Annotated in this window: 22 protein-coding genes and 2 riboswitches; of the genes, 6 read left to right on the top strand and 16 right to left on the bottom strand. The window is 57.9% G+C overall.

Annotated elements, in window-relative coordinates; all coding sequences use genetic code 11:
- Positions 1-28 precede the first annotated feature (28 nt).
- The 8 genes from K0A93_04315 to K0A93_04280 all read right to left on the bottom strand — a co-directional run bounded on the left by K0A93_04315 (position 29) and on the right by K0A93_04280 (position 7,124).
- Positions 29-409, bottom strand: coding sequence for a sirohydrochlorin cobaltochelatase (locus tag K0A93_04315; protein ID MBW6511330.1), 381 nt, complete (start codon positions 407-409; stop codon positions 29-31).
- 92 nt (positions 410-501) lie between these two features.
- A riboswitch (cobalamin riboswitch) is annotated at positions 502-676 on the bottom strand.
- 105 nt (positions 677-781) lie between these two features.
- Positions 782-2,089: a phosphomethylpyrimidine synthase ThiC gene (gene thiC / locus K0A93_04310; protein MBW6511329.1), complete on the bottom strand. Its 1,308-nt coding sequence runs from the start codon at positions 2,087-2,089 to the stop codon at positions 782-784.
- A gap of 145 nt (positions 2,090-2,234) precedes the next feature.
- Positions 2,235-3,611, bottom strand: a complete 1,377-nt coding sequence (locus K0A93_04305) for a cobyrinate a,c-diamide synthase (GenBank protein MBW6511328.1) — start codon at positions 3,609-3,611, stop codon at positions 2,235-2,237.
- 1 nt (position 3,612) lies between these two features.
- Positions 3,613-4,215, bottom strand: coding sequence for an alpha-ribazole phosphatase (cobC, locus tag K0A93_04300; protein MBW6511327.1), 603 nt, complete (start codon positions 4,213-4,215; stop codon positions 3,613-3,615).
- Between the two features lie 2 nt (positions 4,216-4,217).
- Complete coding sequence (gene cobS, locus K0A93_04295; GenBank protein ID MBW6511326.1) at positions 4,218-4,979, bottom strand: adenosylcobinamide-GDP ribazoletransferase; 762 nt, start codon at positions 4,977-4,979, stop codon at positions 4,218-4,220.
- Positions 4,976-6,028, bottom strand: a complete 1,053-nt coding sequence (gene cobT, locus K0A93_04290) for a nicotinate-nucleotide--dimethylbenzimidazole phosphoribosyltransferase (GenBank protein ID MBW6511325.1) — start codon at positions 6,026-6,028, stop codon at positions 4,976-4,978. Before cobT ends, cobS begins: the two co-directional genes overlap by 4 nt.
- Before the next feature lie 51 nt (positions 6,029-6,079).
- Positions 6,080-6,601 carry a bifunctional adenosylcobinamide kinase/adenosylcobinamide-phosphate guanylyltransferase gene (gene cobU / locus K0A93_04285; protein MBW6511324.1) on the bottom strand — a complete coding sequence of 174 codons (522 nt, stop codon included), beginning with the start codon at positions 6,599-6,601 and terminating at the stop codon, positions 6,080-6,082.
- 1 nt (position 6,602) lies between these two features.
- Complete coding sequence (locus K0A93_04280; GenBank protein ID MBW6511323.1) at positions 6,603-7,124, bottom strand: cob(I)yrinic acid a,c-diamide adenosyltransferase; 522 nt, start codon at positions 7,122-7,124, stop codon at positions 6,603-6,605.
- A gap of 103 nt (positions 7,125-7,227) precedes the next feature.
- Positions 7,228-7,423, bottom strand: a riboswitch (cobalamin riboswitch).
- Positions 7,424-7,647: 224 nt separating this feature from the next.
- Between K0A93_04280 and K0A93_04275 the strand changes: the two genes are divergently transcribed.
- The 4 genes from K0A93_04275 (at position 7,648) to K0A93_04260 (ending at position 10,947) form a co-directional block, all read left to right on the top strand.
- Positions 7,648-9,462 (top strand): chloride channel protein, encoded by a 1,815-nt coding sequence (locus K0A93_04275; GenBank protein MBW6511322.1) that lies wholly within the window; start codon positions 7,648-7,650, stop codon positions 9,460-9,462.
- A 302-nt stretch (positions 9,463-9,764) separates the two neighbouring features.
- The gene (locus tag K0A93_04270) at positions 9,765-10,253 is read left to right on the top strand and encodes a hypothetical protein (protein ID MBW6511321.1); all 489 of its coding nucleotides are present in this window, start codon (positions 9,765-9,767) and stop codon (positions 10,251-10,253) included.
- A complete protein-coding gene (locus K0A93_04265) occupies positions 10,237-10,584 on the top strand; it encodes a hypothetical protein (protein ID MBW6511320.1) in 348 nt (115 codons plus the stop codon). The genes K0A93_04270 and K0A93_04265 overlap by 17 nt, the downstream gene beginning before the upstream one ends.
- Before the next feature lie 162 nt (positions 10,585-10,746).
- Complete coding sequence (locus tag K0A93_04260; protein MBW6511319.1) at positions 10,747-10,947, top strand: hypothetical protein; 201 nt, start codon at positions 10,747-10,749, stop codon at positions 10,945-10,947.
- 369 nt (positions 10,948-11,316) lie between these two features.
- On the opposite strand, the gene K0A93_04255 is transcribed toward K0A93_04260, so the two are convergent.
- Entirely contained in the window at positions 11,317-12,183 is an 867-nt protein-coding gene (locus tag K0A93_04255) for a DNA ligase (GenBank protein MBW6511318.1), read from the bottom strand.
- Between the two features lie 78 nt (positions 12,184-12,261).
- Here K0A93_04255 and K0A93_04250 point away from each other — a divergent pair, with 78 nt between their 5' ends.
- The gene (locus K0A93_04250; protein ID MBW6511317.1) at positions 12,262-12,495 is read left to right on the top strand and encodes a hypothetical protein; all 234 of its coding nucleotides are present in this window, start codon (positions 12,262-12,264) and stop codon (positions 12,493-12,495) included.
- Positions 12,496-12,500: 5 nt separating this feature from the next.
- On the opposite strand, the gene K0A93_04245 is transcribed toward K0A93_04250, so the two are convergent.
- The 5 genes from K0A93_04245 to K0A93_04225 all read right to left on the bottom strand — a co-directional run bounded on the left by K0A93_04245 (position 12,501) and on the right by K0A93_04225 (position 16,366).
- Complete coding sequence (locus K0A93_04245; GenBank protein ID MBW6511316.1) at positions 12,501-13,244, bottom strand: TerC family protein; 744 nt, start codon at positions 13,242-13,244, stop codon at positions 12,501-12,503.
- A 66-nt stretch (positions 13,245-13,310) separates the two neighbouring features.
- Positions 13,311-13,877 (bottom strand): manganese efflux pump MntP family protein, encoded by a 567-nt coding sequence (locus tag K0A93_04240; GenBank protein ID MBW6511315.1) that lies wholly within the window; start codon positions 13,875-13,877, stop codon positions 13,311-13,313.
- A complete protein-coding gene (locus K0A93_04235) occupies positions 13,877-14,704 on the bottom strand; it encodes an aminotransferase class IV (GenBank protein MBW6511314.1) in 828 nt (275 codons plus the stop codon). The genes K0A93_04240 and K0A93_04235 overlap by 1 nt, the downstream gene beginning before the upstream one ends.
- Positions 14,701-16,062, bottom strand: a complete 1,362-nt coding sequence (locus tag K0A93_04230; GenBank protein ID MBW6511313.1) for an anthranilate synthase component I family protein — start codon at positions 16,060-16,062, stop codon at positions 14,701-14,703. The genes K0A93_04235 and K0A93_04230 overlap by 4 nt, the downstream gene beginning before the upstream one ends.
- 91 nt (positions 16,063-16,153) lie before the next feature.
- Complete coding sequence (locus tag K0A93_04225; protein ID MBW6511312.1) at positions 16,154-16,366, bottom strand: DUF3185 family protein; 213 nt, start codon at positions 16,364-16,366, stop codon at positions 16,154-16,156.
- Positions 16,367-16,512: 146 nt separating this feature from the next.
- Here K0A93_04225 and K0A93_04220 point away from each other — a divergent pair, with 146 nt between their 5' ends.
- The gene (locus K0A93_04220; GenBank protein ID MBW6511311.1) at positions 16,513-16,788 is read left to right on the top strand and encodes a GIY-YIG nuclease family protein; all 276 of its coding nucleotides are present in this window, start codon (positions 16,513-16,515) and stop codon (positions 16,786-16,788) included.
- Positions 16,789-16,861: 73 nt separating this feature from the next.
- Here K0A93_04220 and K0A93_04215 read toward each other — a convergent pair whose 3' ends face one another.
- Both K0A93_04215 and K0A93_04210 read right to left on the bottom strand, forming a co-directional pair.
- Entirely contained in the window at positions 16,862-17,377 is a 516-nt protein-coding gene (locus K0A93_04215) for a chemotaxis protein CheW (GenBank protein ID MBW6511310.1), read from the bottom strand.
- A gap of 10 nt (positions 17,378-17,387) precedes the next feature.
- Complete coding sequence (locus tag K0A93_04210; GenBank protein ID MBW6511309.1) at positions 17,388-19,562, bottom strand: CZB domain-containing protein; 2,175 nt, start codon at positions 19,560-19,562, stop codon at positions 17,388-17,390.
- Positions 19,563-19,754 lie beyond the last annotated feature (192 nt).

Below are 19,754 nucleotides of genomic sequence, written 5' to 3'. Positions count from 1 at the left end.
ACGTCGTCTCTCCCGTGCTGCCGGCACCTTACCATCCCGCCTCGGTCAGCGATTCAGTCACGCGCTCGGTAACGATCTCGGCCAGCTTGGGGTGAACGCCGAGCGGCTTGCCGAGTTTCATTTCCAGACCGGGATGGCGCTTGATCGCCGCTGCTATTTCCGCTGGCAGATCCTCCAGCACATGCGCCCCGGCAAAGAGGAAGTAGGGATAGAGCAGGATACGCTGCGCACCCTGGGCGACACAGCGGTCGATACCGTCCTGAATCGAGGGGGGATGCATCTCCCGGAACGACACCTCGACGATTTCATAACCGGTCTGTTCCTTGACAAGTACGGCGATCGCATCGAGGGCACGGTTGGCTTCGGCGATACGGGAACCGTGCCCCATCAGCAGTATGGCGGTCTTCATGAATGTTGATCTCCTTCTGTTGGGGCATTAAAAAATCCCCCGGTATGCGACCGGGGGATAGACGACTACCCACCGACCGCCTTTACCTTCAGCGCTCGATTCCATTTCCAGACAGGCTTTCCGGCTCCGGGATCGTCCCTTCCTCCCGCCTTCCCGTCCGGCTTGAAAACCGGCAGTGGCATAATGAGAGGTCAGTCCCCCGTCACGGCGGCGGGTCCGCGGGAGTCTTGCACTCCACTTTCCTGCGCCTGGAAACGTAAAAAATCGATTTTGAATATTCTCATATACCACGGAGGACACGGAGAACACGGAGATTCAACTCATTACTGAAAAGCTTTCTCCGTGATCTCCGTGCTCTCTGTGGTAAATAATTCAGATCTTGTCGCCTTTCAAATCACCGGCGAAAAGTTTCCCCGCGCCGCGGGAGGCGCAGAACTCACCACACATCGTGCAGGTGTCTTCGTCTTCCGGCGTCCGGCTGGCGCGGATCGCCCTGGCATCGGCGGGGAAGAGGGCCAGCTCGAACTGTTTTTCCCAGTTGAGATCGCGACGGGCCTTGCTCATCTCTTTGTCGCGCGCACGCCCTTTTTCCGGATATTTGTTCATGTCGCCGATGTAGGCGGCGATCTTCGCGGTCTTGACGCCATCGATGACATCCTGCTCGTTCGGCAACGCCAGATGCTCGGCCGGAGTGATATAGCAGATCAGGTCGGCGCCGTAGCGACTCGACTGCGCCGAACCGATGGCGGCGGTGATATGATCGTAGCCGGGGGCGACATCGCAGGTGATCGGTCCGAGCATGTAGTACGGCGCGCCGCCGCTCATCCGTTTTTGCAGCTGGATATTCCCTTCGATCTCGTCGAGCGGGACATGCCCCGGCCCCTCGACCAGCATCTGACACCCCATCTCGCGACCGAGTTCGGCCAGCTCGCAGTTGATCAGCAACTCCTGAATCTGTGCCCGGTCGGACGAATCGTGAATCGCCCCGGCGCGCAGACCATTGCCGAGGGACAGGACAGTATCGTATTTTTTCAGGATGTCGACCACCCGGTCGAATTTTTCGTAAAGTGGATTTTCCCGGTTGTTGGCGATCATCCAGGCGACCATCGACACGCCCCCTTTGGAGACCAGCCCGCCGTAGCGGTAGCCCTGCTTGCGCAGCCGCTCCAGGGTATAGAGGTTGATCCCGCAATGGACCGCCATGAACGCCATGCCGTCGGCGCATTGCTGCTCGATGATGTCGAAGAGCATCTCCTCGTCAAGCTTGTTCGGATCGCCGTACTTGCGCGCCGCCTCGCAGAAGGCCTGATAGAGCGGCACGTTGCCGACCGGCAGATCGACGGCGGCGATGACTTCGCGCCGCACCCGGTCGAGATCGCCGCCGACCGAGAGTTCCATCAGCGTATCCGCCCCGGCAGCCTGTGCGGCCTTGGCTTTGCGCACTTCGGCGTCGTAATCGACAATGTCGGAAGAGGTGCCGATCGACGCGTTGATCTTGGTGCTCAGCCCCTTGCCGATGCCGACCGCCTGCGGCTCGCGGTTGTGGTTCCACGGAATGACAATCTTCCCTTCCGCGACCATCTGCCGCACATATTCGGATTCGATATTCTCGCGCTCGGCGATCGTCGTCATCTGCGTCGTGGTCACGCCCTGTCGGGCCAATTCAATCTGGGTTGCCAATGTACTGCCTCCTGAAAATTTTTTATCACCACGGAGGACACAGAGAGCACGGAGAGTTATAAAATCAAAACAAAGACAATTTTTATTCTCCGTGCTCTCTGTGTCCTCCGTGCTCTCCGTGCTCTCCGTGCTCTCCGTGGTAAAATCAGCCTCTTTGTTTACGACAAAAATCTACAAAATTCGCCGCCACTGCCGGATTGCTGCCAAAATGCAGATGAACGTACGAACCGAGGACGTTGTTGATGCGATAGCCTTCACTGCCGAGTGGCTCGCCGTCGCGGCGTTGCATCCGATAGCAGCGCGCGACCTCATCCGGCAGCTTAAGTTCGGTGTAGTGGAACTCATGCCCACGCGCCACACTTCCCGCCGGACCAAGCGGGGTGTCGGCGGTAAAGACAACTTCCCGATAACCGAGCGCTTTGCGCCGGTGCAGCAATCTGGCCTGGCCAGGGAAGATGCCGCACAAGTTATGCTCAGCAACGGCGGCGGCGAGATAGATGAAACCGCCACATTCGGCGTAAATCGGCAGGCCGGTCTTCGCCGCACGACGGATCTCGTTGCGCAACGAAGTGTTCTTCGCCAACTGCTCCGCATACAGTTCCGGGTATCCTCCCCCGAGATAGAGTCCCGCGAGCTTTTCCGGCAGGTGCGCATCGCTGAGCGGTGAAAATTCCACCAGCTCGGCCCCCGCTGCCGCCAGCAATTCCAGATTCTCCGGATAGTAGAAGCAGAACGCGGCGTCACGTGCGACGCCGATGCGGAGTCTAGCCTCCCCCTTTAACAAAGGGGGATTGAGGGGGATTGCTTCCTTTACTGCAAGTCCCCTCGCCCCCCCCTTTTCAAAGGGGGGTAAGTGCAAGGCATCCACATCAACGTGCGCCTCCACCCAATCCGCCAGCTGTTCGTAAAAAACGTTATTGTTCCCGCCGTCCTCCGCCGTCACCAACCCCAAATGACGTTCCGCCATAGCAACTGCGTCACGGCGGGGCAGACAGCCGAGGACTGCTGGCAGGTCCACCGTTGAAGCCATCGCCTCACCCAGCAGCTGCGCGTGCCGTGTGCTGCCGACGCGATTGAACAGAACACCGGCAAAGCGCAACGCCGGATCAAAATCGACGAACCCTTTGACCAGCGCCGCCGCACTGCGCGCCTGCGAACGCGCGTCGACGATCAGCAGAACCGGCAGATTGAGCCACTTGGCAATCTCCGCCGTGCTGCCGACCTCGCTGTCCCCGGCAGCGCCGTCGAACAGCCCCATCACCCCTTCAATGAGGGCGATATCGGCCCCCTCGCACCCGCGTCCAAAGGTCTCGCGCACCTGCTGCTCGCCGCACATCCAGCCGTCGAGATTGCGTGACGGGCGTCCGCAGACGCGGGCATGATGCCCCGGATCGATAAAGTCGGGGCCGACCTTGAACGGGGCCACGGTCAGCCCGCGCCGGTTGAGCGCCGCCAGCAGACCGAGGGTCACGGTCGTCTTGCCGCTGCCGCTGGCCGGTGCGGCGATCACCAGGGCGGGGATGTTAGCCATTGAGCAACTTCACCACGCTGATTCCATCGGGATAGTAATCGATGATATTAAGGCAACCGTAGTCTTGTTCGAGCGAAAACAGTTTTTCCAGTGGCGCGCCGAGCGCATCGAGCAAAATGGCCCGGTTGACACCACCGTGGGCGACCACGACCAGCTCTTTCCCCCGGTGCCGCTCGATAATTTGCCGCAGCGCCGCACGCACCCGCAGTGCCATGGTGTGCAGACTTTCACCGCCGGGCGCGGGGTAATGGACGATGTCATCAAGCCGTGCCTGCCACTGTGCGGGGTATTCCGTCATCAACTGCTGCCACGGTTTCCCCTCCCACTCCCCGATATGCAATTCGCGCAGATGCAAAACGCTGACTGGCGCATGGCCGTGAGGCGCGGCAATCTGCCGGGCGGCATAGACGCAGCGACTGAGATCGCTGCTGTAGGTGGCAACGATATGTTCAGCTGCCAGCCGCGCCGCGAGTCGCTGGGACTGCTCACGACCGAGAGCGGTCAGTGCGACGTCGTTCTGCCCGTTATAGCGTTTCTGCTGATGTCCCTCGACCTGACCGTGACGGGCGAGATAGAGGCGGGTTCTGGTTGCTATCATCAGTACAGCGCCAACAGTGCGATCAGGGCAAAGACTTCGGTGATCTCGGTTGCCGCGCCAAGTACATCCCCTGTGACCCCGCCAAGTCGCCGCCGAAAGTAGGCCATCAGCACCCAGGCGCAGCCGGCCACCAGGAAACAGAATACCACCCCTTTGGCACCGCACAGAATCAGCGTGGCAAGCACCAGCGTGCCGCTGGCAATGAGCAGTTCGCGTTCGCCGACGTTGTCGACAAATGCCCCGCCGGTGCCCCCCTCGGAGCGAATGTAGGGGCAATTGACCGCCATCACCACCTGCATCCAGCGCCCGGCGGCAGGCATCAGCAACAGCGCCGCAGATTTTATTTCCAGCGGCAGGTTAAAGAGGGACAGGTACTTGAGCAGCAAGATCATGACCAGCCCAACGGCGCCGATCGCGCCAACCCGGCTGTCCTTCATGATCCGCAGGATGTCGGCCCGATCGCGTCCCCCGGCCAGGCCATCGATCAGATCGGCGATGCCGTCAAGGTGCAGCGCTCCGGTGATGATAATCAGGCCAAGGAGTAACAGACAGTCGAGAACCGGACGCGGGATCAATCCGCCGAGGACCCAATCGATCACCACCAGCGCCAGACCGAGGACCAGACCGACTGCCGGGAAAAACGCCATACTCCGCGCCAGTTCTTCGGCCTTGAATTCTTTGTCGTCTCGATTTCGAGCCACGGGAAAGACGGTCAGGAACGCACCGGCCAACCGCAAATCGTCCCAGTCCCTCTTGCTCACAGGTTGCCGCCCTTGGTAACGCCGGCTTGATCAAATGTTTTGATGTCACGATAAGCGCTCAAAGACGCCTCGATCAGCCCCATCGCCAGGGCGGCTCCAGTCCCTTCACCAAGACGCATCTCCAGGTCAAGCATCGGTTTTTGTTTAATTCGTTCGAGGGCATGGCTGTGACCGATTTCAACCGATTTATGCGCGGCGAAGATGTAGTCACGAACATGCATATGCAGCTCTGAGGCGAGCAGCGCTCCGGCGGTCGAGATAAAACCATCGATCGCCACCGGAATGCCAACTGCGGCGCACCCAATCACCAGCCCGGTAATTCCGCCGATTTCGAAGCCACCTACCTTCGCCAGCACATCGACCGGATCATTTGCATCGGGCTGATTGACTTCGAGACCCTTTTCGATCACCGCAATTTTATGTGCCAACATCTCGTCGTTGATTCCGGTGCCGCGATCGGTCACCTTGCGTACGGGCAGTCCGGTAATGGCGGCCACAATCGCTGCCGAGGAGGTGGTGTTGCCGATCCCCATATCCCCCGTACCGACCAGCGTCACCCCGGCCTCCTTGCAGAAGACCGCCAGTTCAATCCCGGTTTCGAGGCACTGGATTGCCTGCTGGCGGGTCATCGCCGGGCCCTTGGTAAAGTTGGCGGTGCCAGGGGCGACTTTTTTGATCATCAAGCCGCTGAGGGGTTTGAACTCGTGGTCAACCCCCATGTCGACCGCAATGACTTCGGCACCGACCTGGCGGGCCAACGCATTGATCCCGGCCCCGCCGTCAATAAAAGTGTAAACCATCTGCGGGGTCACTTCTTTAGGGAAGGCACTGATCCCTTCTTCAACCACCCCGTGATCACCGGCGAAAGTGAAAATGACCTTTTTCCCAACCGTATCCTGGCCGGTGATCGCAACGTAACGGCGCGCGAACTCTTCCAGCCGTCCAAGTGACCCTTTTGGTTTACATTGACAATTGATTTGTGCCTGAATTTCGGCCAGCTTTACCGCCGAGACGCCCTTGATCTTGTCCAGCGCGGTATGCAGAGTCATTTGTTGCATAGACCACCTCGTGCAAAAATGCGGTTGCCCGCAGTGAGTTTATTACTTCAGGCGCAGCGGCAAACCCGCCACCACCAGCCAGGCTTCATCGGCCATCGCGCCCAGTTGCTGATTGACTTCACCGGCCAGATCACGAAAGATCCGCGCCAGGCGATTGTCCGGGACGATCCCGGAACCCACTTCGTTGGTCACCAGCAAAACCGGGACATCGAGTGGCTTCAGCAACGTCAGTCCCCGTGTCACTTCGTGGCGCACGCGGTCAACATCTTCTTCGTAGCGAAAAAAGAGATTACTCAGCCACAGGGTGATGCAATCGACCAGCACCGCGCCCTGCTTGTCGACCACTGGCAAGAGCTGCTCCGGCCACCGATACGGCTCTTCGAGCGTTTCCCAGCGTGCCCCGCGCGCGGTCTGGTGCAATCGCACCCGTTCACGCATTTCATCGTCGTGAGTCCCGGCGGTCGCCACATAGAGCAGTCTTCCCGCGCACTTTTCCGCCTGCATCTGTGCGAAGTGGCTCTTTCCCGAACGCGTCCCACCGGTGATCAGGATCAGTTTGCCCATCTCAGTATTCAATTCCCCGCCGCGCCGGGATCCCGGCAGCGTACGGATGTTTAAGTTTTTCCATCTGTGTCACCAGCTCGGCGCGGTCGATCAGGGCGGCAGGGGCATGTCGTCCGGTAAGCACGACTTCAAGCTGATCCGGGCGACCGTCGAGAAAAGACAGTACTTCGTCCAGATCAAGATAGCTACGATGCAGCGCATTGTTGATCTCGTCGATCACCAGCAGGTCAAACGATTCGGCGGTGATCCGCGCCACCGCTGCCCGAAACGCCTGTTCAACGTTGTCCCGTACCTCGTCTAGCGGCACTTTGCGACCGATGATACCGACGCCGGCGGTAATGATTTCCAGTCCCGCCGTCCCCTCCAGAAAGATCACCTCGCCGCTCGGCGGCGCGACCGGTTTCAGCAATCTCACCCACAGCACCCGCAGTCCCTGTCCCAGGGCGCGCACAATCAGCCCGACTGAAGCGGTCGTTTTACCCTTTCCGTCTCCGCTATAGATCTGGAGGAGGCCCTTCTGCATCGTATCTCCTGGGGGCTTTCAGCAATTAAAAAACCCCGGACTTCTGGAGGAAGTTCGGGGTTGATGACGGAGTCGTCAGCGACCCGAACCTCTCCCGCGAAAGATTCGTATCTGGCGTCCGGGCAGGTCTCCTGGCTCGTGGGTCATCTGCACCGGCGCGCCTTCCCATCCGAAATCGGACAGTGGCTGGTTGCGACGGGCATCACCACACACAGTTGCGGGGCAGCGAGGGAGTCACACCCTCTTCCCTATTCTCCTTGCAGGTCGATTGGCAAGGCACCTGGACGTTCAATTGTTCTTCGCTTTTAGCAGAAAGAACCAAAGCAAGTCAATCGAATAGCAGATTTCCGGGTGGGACGCGATGATTATCCCGGTTTATGGACATAACCGGAGAGGGTTAACGTTAATAACATCTCAAAAGAGCTTGATTTGTCAGCCCCTTGCTGCTAATTTTCGCAGTTGTTCACCCTGATGACAACCGGCCTGCGGCTTACTGCAAATACTTCCGATTGAATAAAACCCGATGAAAACCTGTTTTTCTGCCAGCGTTTTTCCTCATTTTGATTTCCGCGCCATGCGCCGTCCGCTGCTCCTCAGTATCCTGGTCGGGTTCGTCTCGGGTTTGGGGGCCGTGGTTTTTTACTATTGTGCCAATGCTGTCGACGCTTTTTTCCTGAAAGGGATGGGCGGGTTTCACCCGCCTGAAGAAGGGGCGCCAATCAGCCATTTCGGCGCAGGAATAATTAATTCGCTGCACATGGAACACAGCTGGTTCCTCTTTCTGGTTCCGGTCATCGGCGGGCTCGTATCGGGTTTTCTGGTCTACAAGTTTGCTCCCGAAGCGGAAGGGCACGGCACCGATGCCGCTATCGACGCCTTTCACAACAAGGGGGGCTATATTCGCGGTCGCGTCCCGTTTATCAAGGCGTTTGCATCGATTGCAACGATCGGCACCGGCGGTTCCGCTGGACGCGAGGGGCCGATTGCACACATCGGCGCAAGTTTCGGTTCTTTTCTCAGTAGTAAATTGAAATTGACTTCGGCGGAACGCCGCATTCTGCTCCTCGCCGGGATGGCGGGCGGTATCGGGGCCACCTTTCGCGCCCCTCTGGGCGGTGCCCTCTTTGCCGTCGAAGTCCTCTATCGCAAGTCGGAGTTTGAACATGAGGGACTGATCCCCTGTATCATCTCCTCAATTGTCGCCTACTCCCTCTTCGGTGCTGTCACCGGCTGGCAGCCGTTGCTGGCCACGCCGCGCTTCAGCTTCGATCACCCTCCGGAACTCCTGCTCTTTCTGGCCCTCGGCGTCCTTTGCGCGCTTTTCGGGAAAGCTTACGTCAAGTTTTTCTACGGAATGCGCGATCTTTTCAAGCGTATCCCGCTTGACCCGTGCTACCGACCGGCCCTCGGCGGCCTGCTCCTTGGCATCCTCGCCCTCTTTATCCCCCAGGTTCTCGGCTCCGGCTATGGCATGGTGCAGGCTGCACTTTACGGCAAAGTTGCCATCTGGATCATGATCGTCGTCGCCGTGGCAAAGATCCTCGCCACCAGCCTGACGATTTCTTCCGGCGGTTCCGGCGGCGTTTTCGCCCCCAGTCTGGTGATCGGCGCGATGCTCGGCGGCGCGTTCGGCGCCAGTGCCGATCTGTTCTTCCCGGTTCTGGTCGATGACCCCCGTGCCTACGTCCTGATCGGCATGGCCGGGTTCTTCTCCGGCGTCTCCAAAACGCCGATTGCCACCCTGATCATGGTCAGCGAACTGACCGGTAACTATGGCCTGCTGGCCCCGCTGATGCTGGTCTGCGTCATCGCCATGATCATTTTTCCGAAGAACTCGATTTACGCCAAGCAGGTTGACAGTCGTCTCGACTCCCCCGCCCACCTCGGTGATTTCGTTATCGATGTTCTCGAAGGCATCCGTATCCGTGATCTGGCAGAACATGGCCGAAAACCGACCTTTATTCCGGAACATCTGCCGCTGCCCGAGGTCATGAAGCGCATCGCTCAGGCTGATGGTGCCTACTATCTGACGGTCAACGCGGAGAATCAAATGACCGGCATCTTTTCAATCAATGATATCCGGCGCATTCTTCACGAAGATATTCCTCCCGGGCTGATTCTCGCCCGTGATATTGCCACCGCACAAATCGTTTCCTGCACCCCGAACGAAACGCTCAGCGAGGCACTGCGCAAGTTTACCAGTCGCGGCCTCGAAGAGATCCCGGTCGTTGCCGATGATGACGCGCAAAAAGTCCTCTTCATGCTCTCCCGTCGGGTTCTGCTGGCGCAGTATGCGACCAAACTGGAGCAGACCAAGGGAGCTTACGCAGTCGATTAAACAGGCTGGCGTCGCAAAAAATCCACCCTGCTGCGTTGCGCCGGTTTTTCAGGACCTCGACCTGTCTGATGCAGGTTTTCGCCCCTGAAAAACCTTTCATCCTCACTGTCTTTATGCCCGTCCCGCCTCCAAAAATTCAGCCATCAGTAAATTGGCGTAAAAAAATCGTTCTATATCTGTTTGACGTGTACGTAAAAGAAAGATATTATTAAGCCAATAATTGAAGAAATGGTGCGGTCAATCGCCGCCACACCCCGTCAATCGGTACCCGAAATTCCCACAGGTGTAAATGGAGGCAAAGGATGAGACAAATCAATCGGGCCGCTGTTCTCGGCTCAGGCGTCATGGGCGCAACTATCGCCGCTCATCTGGCCAATGCAGGGCTTGACGTGCTGTTACTTGCCATCGTTCCGCGTGAATTGACCGCAACGGAAGAGGGGGCAGGACTGACGTTGGAGAGTCCGCAGGTTCGCAACCGGATCGGGGTCTACGCCATCTATAACGGGATGCAACATATGGTCGAGACGGGATTGAGTGTTGAGGATGTTGATATGGTCGCCGGACCGGCAACCGCGCGTCCCCAAAGTGCTGTTTTCAAGACCGCTGACCTGGTCGGCATCGATACCCTGGCACATGTCGGCAACAATGCGTACGAACTTTTGACCGATGATGAGGAACGCGATATTTTCAGGGTTCCTGAATTTGTTACCGCCATGATTGCTACCGGTCAAGACCCTGTTCCTGATCCTCTCCGGTGCAGCGGTGCAGAAGTTCATGGACAAGTTGGCTGATCAGCAGGAAATACTCCTCACCGCCGCCGATATCTCGATGCAGATCTTTGCCCTCGAAAGTGCCGTTCTACGAGCTGAGAAAGGTTACCCGGCAGCCAGTGAGGCAAAACGTGAATGGCTTCAGGCCGCAGTCAAGGTATGTGCCTTCAGCGCCACTGAAATTATCAGCACCGCCGCAAAGAAGGGGGCCTGCTATGTTGAAGAAGGGGACACCCTGACGATGATCCTCAGTGGTATCCGCCGTTTTGCCAAGTACGATGCGCGAGGTCTGTTGCAGGCCAAGCACACCCTGGCAAATGCGGCCCTGGAATCGGAAAAATATCTGTTTTAGGGGCGTGGGAAGATCCTTCAGGGCGCCGTTTAGCCGGTCATCGGCGTAAAAAATCCGCGCAAAAAGGTTGACTCAGCGCAGAAGTTACTATATATAAGATAAAATAACAATAATGTGATTGTTAAACAGACGATTCACGCTCTCGTTGAAAGGAAGAACCAAATGGAAGCTCATCATTACGATCACGCAGTCCCGTGCCGATGCGGCGGTCAGGCAAAAATTTTTGGTCCCAGCGGCTACGCGCCAGGCAGTCAATGGGGCGTTTACTGCTCAAATGACGATTGTGAAAAGATGGCAACCGGAGCAAGTATCGAGCAGAGCATCGAAGCCTGGAACGAAGAGCAGATGTTTCCGGTCTACTGAAAAACAGCATAAAAACAGTGAAGAAACGGGCGACCTTATGGTCGCCTTTTCTTTTTACCTTGCATGGTATGCCGGTGAAGAAGATAAGCGACAGACGCTGTAATACTCTGATAATACGGCACAAAAATTGAGAATGACTGATGACGAAAGACTAAACCACTGTGCAAATGGAAGATCCGTCCGGGTTCAACCTGGCCCTGGCAGGAGTGCTGGACCGCCTCCGCTGACCTGCCGGGGGAAATTTCAATGCTGCCTGGACGATCCCGACCGGGCAGCGAATGGGCAGGGGGAATGCCTGGCTGCCTGCTTCTGGCCGAGGCCGAACTCTGTTTTTCAGCGCACCACCGACTGTTCGCACCCCGTACCGATTCAGAGTGCGCTGTCGGTCCGTATGCGCAGGAAGACCGGGAACTTTGGTAAGCCTGAAGCGTAGCGGCCATAATATTTGAACGTGACCAGGCTGCCGACCGGCGGCGGGTTGTTGCGTTGCTCGTCACTGAAACCGGTGCCGATTCTGAAAGCAGCGCCGTTCTTTTCTTCCACCAGCAGCGCCCCCAGACGACCGGCGTTGCGCCCCTGACCGGGAAGGTGTGCGACAACCTTCGCTTCGGCATCCAGACAGGTTTTAACTTTGAGGATTTCGGCGCTGCGCCCGCCACGGTAAAGGCTGTCGGGCCGCCGCACGATGAGACCTTCCCCGCCGATATTTTCCAGCCGCTGCAGCTCCATCTGCACCTGTGCCCGATCACGCACCGGAATCTGTTCTATCACAAAGGCATAGTCCGTGGGATGCTCTGCCAACCAGGAGCGTGCTTGTTCAATCCGCTGGCTAAAGCCGCCCGCAGCGTCCGGAAGATCGAAAATTCCCAGTTTCAGCCCCAGCCAGCCCCCATGCGCTTGCTGGCTGCTGACAATCGAAACCGTCTGCTCAAAGGTCCCCCTCCCGCCCCAGAGTTCGCCCTCAACGGCAAAGGGGGGCAGGTTGCGGGTAAATTCTGCAGGCGGAAAAAATTTTCTGCCATTTTTCGACCAAAGCTGACGACCATCCCAGCGCGCCCGTACCCCGTCAAGTTTTTCACTCATCAACCACCCCCGAAGATCACTGTCGCCTGGGTCGGTCTGGGGCAGCATCGGCTCGAAAGCCTGCGCCAGAGTGGCGCTCAACACTAACAGCAACAGACTGAACAGCACCCGGTTTATAAATTTTTTCGGATTTGATGTTGCAGCAACGAGCATGGGTGTTTCCCCTCACTGGTTCGTTGATGTCCCGGTTTTCGGAATTCGACCCGAGTTCAGAACAGGGTGCAAGTATTTTTGCAATCCTGGACAATCAACAGCGTGCCTGCTTCTGACATTATTGCGGACCAATCACTCATCGATTTTGGTGACAACTTGAGAATTCATCGCTGCTTTTCCAGAGAACCTTTTACCAGGGATAAATTCGAGTTTGCATTGGAAGCGGTTTTCAGAGCTTCAGGCGTAATAAACATCACGGGTCATAACGTGCTTCTCAAGACTGAAGCAACAGGGGTTGCGGTTGTGCAGTAGAACGATCATTCCTCTTCGGCAATCGGCTTGCGCAGGTGCACCGGCACTGTCGGTTTGCGCAGGCGCATGTTGAGCAGTTCGACGCCGATGGAGAAGGCCATGGAGAAGTAGATGTAGCCTTTGGGGATGTGGAAGCCGAGTCCGTCGGCGATGAGGGTGACGCCGATGAGGATGAGGAAACTTAGGGCGAGCATCTTGAAGGTCGGGTGGGTGTCGACAAACTCGCCAATACTTTTGGCGGCGACCATCATTACCAGCACCGCCGTGACGACGGCGGTGATCATCACCCAGAGATCGCGGGCAAGACCAACGGCGGTGATGACTGAATCGAGAGAGAAGATGATGTCGAGCAGGGCGATCTGCATCAGCGTAATGCCGAAACCGGCGGCGGTGGATGGCGGTGCGTTAGCGGTCGATCCTTCGAGGCTGCTGTGAATTTCATGGGTGCTTTTAAAGAGCAAAAACAGGCCGCCGCCGATCAGGATCAGGTCGCGACCGGAGACGTTATGCTCAACAACGGCGAACAACGGTGCGGTTAGCCCCATCACCCAGGTCAACGACAGTAACAACAGGATGCGGGTCAGCATCGCCAGACCAAGGCCGATGAAACGGGCTTTTTGGCGTTGCGCTTCCGGCAGGCGGCCGACGAGGATGGAGATGAAGACGATGTTGTCGATGCCGAGAACAATTTCCAGGGCAGTCAGGGTCAGCAGGGCCAACAATATTTCAGCGGTAAACAGTTCGGGCATGTTGTCAGCTCCTTCGGGGAATAGCATCGGCGCGGCAAAAGGATTCCTGCCTCTCTTGGCTGTTGATCAGTGCGACAGCAGGTGCTCACCAAGAATCTTTATTCCGATCAGACACAACAGGATTCCGCCGCCAATCTCCACCGGCTTGCCGAACTTGCCGCCGATCCGGCGTCCCAACAGCAGGCCGATGACGGTTAATCCTCCGGCGGTGATGCCGATGACAAACGCCGGAAACCAGATCGAGACGCCGATCAGCGCCAGTGACAGGCCGACGGCGAGGGCGTCGATGCTGGTGGCGACGGAGAGCATGACGAGCGACATACCGCGGGTCGGGTCGCGCGGGTCGACCTCTTCAGCGTCTGCAGTCAGTGCTTCGCGAATCATCCGCACGCCGATCAGGGTCAGCAGGCCGAAGGCGATCCAGTGGTCATAGGCGGCGATGATGTCCTTGACCGTCAGCCCTGCCGCCCAGCCGATGATCGGCATCAGCGCCTGAAACAGGCCGAAATGAAAGCCGAGGCGAAAGTGGTGGCGACCGGTCAGCTGCGGCAGAATCAGACCGACGCCGAGGGCGACGGCGAAAGCGTCCATGGCCAGCGCCACGGCAATGACGGCGAGGGTGACGAGGTCCATCAGGCGTAGTTCTCAATTCTGGCTGAAAGTTGTTGATACAGCGTCCCGCGGTGCAGGGCGCCCCCCTGCCAGCGGGCAATCGGGAGCAGGCCGACCAGACTGTTGCAGATAAACGCCTCCTCCGCACCAGCCAGTGCAGCGACGCTGATAGCGTTTTCGACGCAGGGAATATCCAACTCGGCGGCAGCGCGCAGCACTTGGGCACGGACGATGCCGGCCAGCACCAGTTCGCCGGGGGGCGGGGTGATCAGCGTCTCGTTGTGAACGATAAAGAGGTTGCTGGTGGCACCTTCGAGCACATGTCCTGTTTGCGTTACAAAGAGCGCTTCAAACGCTCCCCGACGGCGCGCGTGGTGCAGGGCGTAGAGGCAGTCCTGATAATTGCCGCGTTTCATCTGCGGCAGCGGTGCCAGCGGGTTGACGCGGCGGTTGGGGGCGGCAATACAGTCGACACCAAGCTGACATTCCGCACTGAAGTCCGTGGTCGTTTCACTGGCGGTGATCACCACGCGTCCGCTGGTTACCGGCGGTCGGAGCGGGCCGTGATAATCGCCGCGTGACAAGGTCAGCCGCAACCTCCCGGCCCTGGTGCCGAAGCGCTCCAGCACGGCGTCGAGAGTTGTCTTGATCAGTGCGTGCGGACAGGAAAATTCACAAAGCTGCGCGGCATGGTACAGCCGCTCAAGATGCTCGCGGCGAAAATGCAGGCGACCGTCACCGATGGCGATGGTTTCAAAAAGGGTGTCGCCGTAGAGAAAACCGCCGTCGCTGACCGGTATTCGCGCCTCGGCTTGGGTTACAAAGTTGCCATCGATAGTGACGATCATGGTGTCTCCCCACGGAGAGATAATTGCATCGCCCGTCCTTTGGCCAGACATTCGTCCCATTCGCGCTGCGGGTCGGAATCGGCGACGATTCCGGCACCGACCTGATAGCTGAGCTGGTCAGCGGTTTGTTGAAAGGTACGGATCAGAATATTCAGGTCGATGCGCCCGTTGGCACCGATATATCCGGCGCTGCCGGTATAGACGCCGCGTCCCGCCGGTTCCAGCTCCTCGATAATCTCCATGCAGCGTTTTTTGGGGACGCCGGTGATCGTCCCGCCGGGGAAAGTCGCGTGCAGCAGGTCAAACGGCCCGCAATCGGGGCGCAGTTCGCCGCGCACATTTGAGACGATGTGGGTGACATGCGAGTAGCGCTCCAGCGTCATCAGCTCATCGACTGCGACGCTGCCGGTGCGGCAGACCTTGCCGAGATCGTTGCGTTCCAGGTCGACGAGCATCACATGCTCGGCACATTCCTTGGCATTCCCGAGCAGTTCCACGCCGAGGCGGAGATCCTCGGGCGGGGTGTAGCCGCGTGGCCGCGTTCCGGCGATCGGTCGGGTTTCAGCAACCCCGTCGTGCAGCGAGACCAGTCGTTCAGGAGAGGATGAGATAATTGTCACCTGCGGAGTTTGCAGGTAGCACGCAAAGGGGGATGGATTGATCGAGCGCAAGGCGCGATAAAGATCGGTCGGGGTAGCGATCGGCGGGCCGCTAAAACGGCATGATAAATTGGCCTGATAAATATCCCCGGCGGCAATATAATCGCGCGCGCGGCGGACACTGTCGGCGTAGATGGTGGCAGATATCAGCGGTTGCAAGGGGGGGTGGTTCACCGCTGTTGCCGGTCGCGACGGCGCTGCTACGGCAGCACGAATGCGTCTTTTAAGTGCATCAAGATCAACCTGCGGGTCGAGACTGGTCAGATGCAGCCGCTTTTCAAGGTGGTCGTAACAGGCGACAGTCTCCACCCACGACAGCCACAGCCGCGGCAGGGATAGATCGCGTTCGGCGTGCAATGGCAGAACTTCAATATCGCGGGACAGGTCGTAACCGAAGTAGCCGAAGAACCCGCCGCAAAACGGAGGCAGCCCCGGCCGGTCGGGAATCGCACGGGCGGTGAGAATTTCCGCCAAGCGCCCGAAGACATCCCCCGCCAGCTGCTCTGTGCGGCCGTTCTCTTGCCGGAGCAGGCCGCTGTCGGTGAGCGTAAATGTGTCGCGGATTTGCAGCGGAACGATACTGTAGCGACCGATCCGGTTGTGCGGCGGGCAACTTTCCAGGAAACCGGGACCATGCGGATTCAACTTCAGATACAAATCAAGGGGGTCACAGTGACCGAGATTGAAGCTACGCTGCATCGTCTGTACAATCCGTTGTCTCGCAGGGTGAACCGTTTTGAAAAAGACGCACGCGGCGGGCAATTCCCGTATCCGCTCTGCCCGGATAAAGTTACCTTTTAATCGTCATGAACAGACCGGCGACGACACAGGACGCAGCGCCGATATACATCATCATCACTTTGTCAGTCGGTGATCCGGTCAACGTTTTGGACAGCTGTCCACTGAGTGAACCAGCTAATTGGTACCCCCAGAAAGCGATGCCGACGCCGATGACCAGAAGAACGATGCCGATCAGTTTGTTGTTACCCGATTTTACTGCCATGATTTTTCTCCCGGAAAGAATAGTTTGCATTGCATGAATCGGTCAGTCATTCTATGGCTTGCTGTAACGCTTGTCAATTCGGTTGACGTTGGCGTAATTAGCGTAACCAGGAACTTCAGATAGTGTGCTTCCAACGGAAAATGACGATGAACTGGCAAGTGTATATCATTCTCTGCGTGGATGATTCCCTTTACACCGGGATCACCACCGACGTTGACCGGCGCTTTGCCGAGCATGCCGTCGGCACCGGGGCAAAATATTTTCGCGGTCGAACACCGCTGCGGGTGGTTTACCGGGAGGATGGTCACGACCGAAGGACTGCCGCGCGTCGCGAAGCGGAGATCAAGAGGTTGCGCCCGGACGATAAACGGCGGTTAATTGCGTCGCCGTGTAACCTGGTCAAAGGTGCCTTGGAGGTGTAGCTTCTGCTCCAGACGGCAACCGGCGCGGCTGTCATTGCCGCGCCGGTTGCCGGTCCCTGTGCATCAATATTGTTTATTCTGTCTCGACACCACTCAACGCATCCAGCTCATCTTCTGCCAGCAGCTTGTTGACATCGAGCAGAATCTTCACTTCGTCTCCGACCTTGCCCATCCCCTGCACATAGCGCCCGCGTTCATTCCCGGAGCGTGGCGGCGGTTCGATCTGACTGTCGGGGATGTCGCTGACTTCGTTCATCCGGTCGACCACCAACCCCATCGCGCGACCGTCGATATCGACGACGACGATGCAGGTGCGATCGTCATAGTCACGTCCGGGCAGGTTGAAGCGGATGCGCACATCCATCACCGGAATGACCTTGCCGCGCAGGTTGATCACCCCTTTGAGAAACTCGGGCATGTCGGGGATTTCGGTGATGCGCTGCATGCCGATGATCTCGGTGACATATTTGATTTCGATGCCGTAATCTTCTTTGGCGAGTTTGAAGGTGAGGTATTTCCCCTTCTGGGTATCTTCTTCCTCCTCACTCGCGTCAAAGAGTTCAAAGTCGGGCTTTTGCGCTTTGCTCATGGCGACCTCCTTAGTATTTGCCGAATTCGTTGTCGTCCAGAGCGATGACCGGTTTGGTGCCGGACGCCGGTGCGCTGGTGTTCCAGTGCAGGGCGATCTGCTGTTTCTTCCCGCTGCCGGTGGGAGCGGCGGCGTAGGCGGAAAGACCCTGTTGCTTGAGCTTGAATCGTGACAGCATCTGCCGTAGTTCAGCGGCTTGGCCGGAGAGTTCTTCGGCGGCGGCGGCGCTTTCTTCAGCGTTGGCGGTGTTCTGCTGGGTGACCTGATCGATCTGCCCAAGCCCTTGCGAGATCTGCGAGATCCCCTGCGCCTGTTCGTTGCTGGCGGCGGCAATTTCAGCGACCAGATCGGTGACCTTGACGACGCTTTGCGAAATCTCGCTTAAGGCTTCGGCGGTCTGCTCAGCGATCTGCGCGCCGTTGGCGGTCTTGGCAACGGAGCCTTCGATCAGTTCGGCGGTCTCCCGCGCGGCGGTGGCGCTGCGCGCCGCGAGGTTGCGCACCTCTTCGGCGACGACGGCGAAGCCTTTGCCGTGCTGCCCGGCGCGGGCCGCTTCGACGGCAGCGTTGAGCGCCAGCAGGTTGGTCTGAAAGGCGATCTCGTCGATGGTCTTGATGATGCGCGAAATGCTTTTGCCGGAGGCATTGATGTCGTTCATCGCCGCGACCATCTCCTGCATCTGGTGATTGCCGCGTTCGGCGGAAGCTTTGGTCTCGCCGGAAAGGGTGTTGGCCTGTCCGGCATTCTCGGCGTTCTGCTTGGTCTGGCTACCCATCTCGGTCATCGAGCTGGTGACTTCTTCCAGCGAGCTGGCCTGCTCGGCGGCTCCTTGCGAAAGGGACTGACTCGAATCGGAAACCTGCGCACTCCCCGAGGCGATCTGCTCGGCAGCCACATGGACCTGGCCGAGAATGCCATTGAGATCCTGCCCCAGCTTCTGCAATGCGCCGCGCAGGCTGTCGCGCTCATCTCGGGGGGTGACCTCAAAGGTCAGATCGCCGTCGGCGAGGCGTTGCAGGGGATGGACCACTTCGTTTTCAAGGCTGTCGGCAAAGGCGTCCATGGTGGCCCCCATCTGGCCGATCTCATCGGAGCGATTGAGGTTGAGACGCATGCCGAGGCGACCGCGTTCCATCTCGCGGATCATGACAACCAGTTGTTGGACCGGACCTTGAATACCGCGAGCGATAATCAGCGCGAGAATGATGCCGAGGGGCAGGGCGACGAGAAGAATGATCAGCACGCCGACGCGTGTGGTTGAGGCTTCGGCGAGCATCTCTTCGTCGCTCATGATATTGGCGGTCGTTGTGTCCATAACTTCCTTGAGCAGTTTCTGGATTTCTATCAGACTCGGCGCGGTTTCGCTCGCGTAAACCTGGCGGGCCGCAGTGACCCCGGCAATCAACTCGTCAGCGCGTTGCTGAAGCTGCTCAATCACCTTCCGGGTGCTGCTGAGCGCGGGGATAGTCTGGTCACGGAATAATTGTTGGGCACGTTCGTAATTGGTTCCCGCTTGCTCAATGACGATTGCGGAGTCGTGGAGCTGCCGGTGGGGTTCCTTGATTTGTTCGAGCAGACTGGCAAGTTGCGCATCTGTGTTGCTCAACTCTTTACCTTTTTCGCCGTAGATAAATTTCCCCAGACCACAAAGATGATCATCCGTTTGTATGCCGATGCGCGCTTTTTTCAAAAGCAGGTAATCATAGATATTATTGACCCAAATGAGGTGATCGACCTCTTTCTGGGCGAGAAAGGTGCTGATTGCCGGGTCAATGGCGCGGTTGAGTTTTTCAATCTTGATTGCCGAAGCGTGCAGTTGCTTATGCGGTTCTTCGATCCGCTCCAGCGTACCGCGCAGTTCGGGGATTAATTGCTGCGCCCTGGTACGTTCCTCGCCGTAATACCACTGGCCGAAGCCGCATTTGTGCTCATCCGTTTCAATGTCCAGTTTGGTAACGTGTTCGTCGTTGAGAAAATCGTTGAGTTTTTTTAACCAGTTGAGATGGTCGACCTCACGCTGGGCAATCATCCCGCGTAGCTGATTGCCGGCAATCACCTGCCCGGCATCGTCAACAATATTGTTGACCCCAAAAAATGACCACGCACCGATGGCACTCATCAATAGCAGCAGTGAACCGAAACCGGCGGTGAACTTTAGTCCCAGACGCAAATCTTTCCAAACCATAAAATTCTCCTTTGGCGCTTGAAGCCTGTGCGTTGATGTGACCATCTGAAGCGATGGACTTGCTGGCGCGAAAAATTATCTATTGAAACACTCTACTTCCCGGTTGAAAAACAGCAGATTGCTGTAAGTTTCTGATAACTTTAGTTCTTTGATATAGCTGTTCCGTTTTCGATGTGAATTCGTCTCACCGAT

The organism is Desulfuromonadaceae bacterium (assembly GCA_019429445.1).
GTDB lineage: Bacteria > Desulfobacterota > Desulfuromonadia > Desulfuromonadales > JAHYIW01 > JAHYIW01.
Note: the sequence above shows the minus strand (reverse complement) of the source record. Positions and strands in the feature narration are given on the sequence as shown.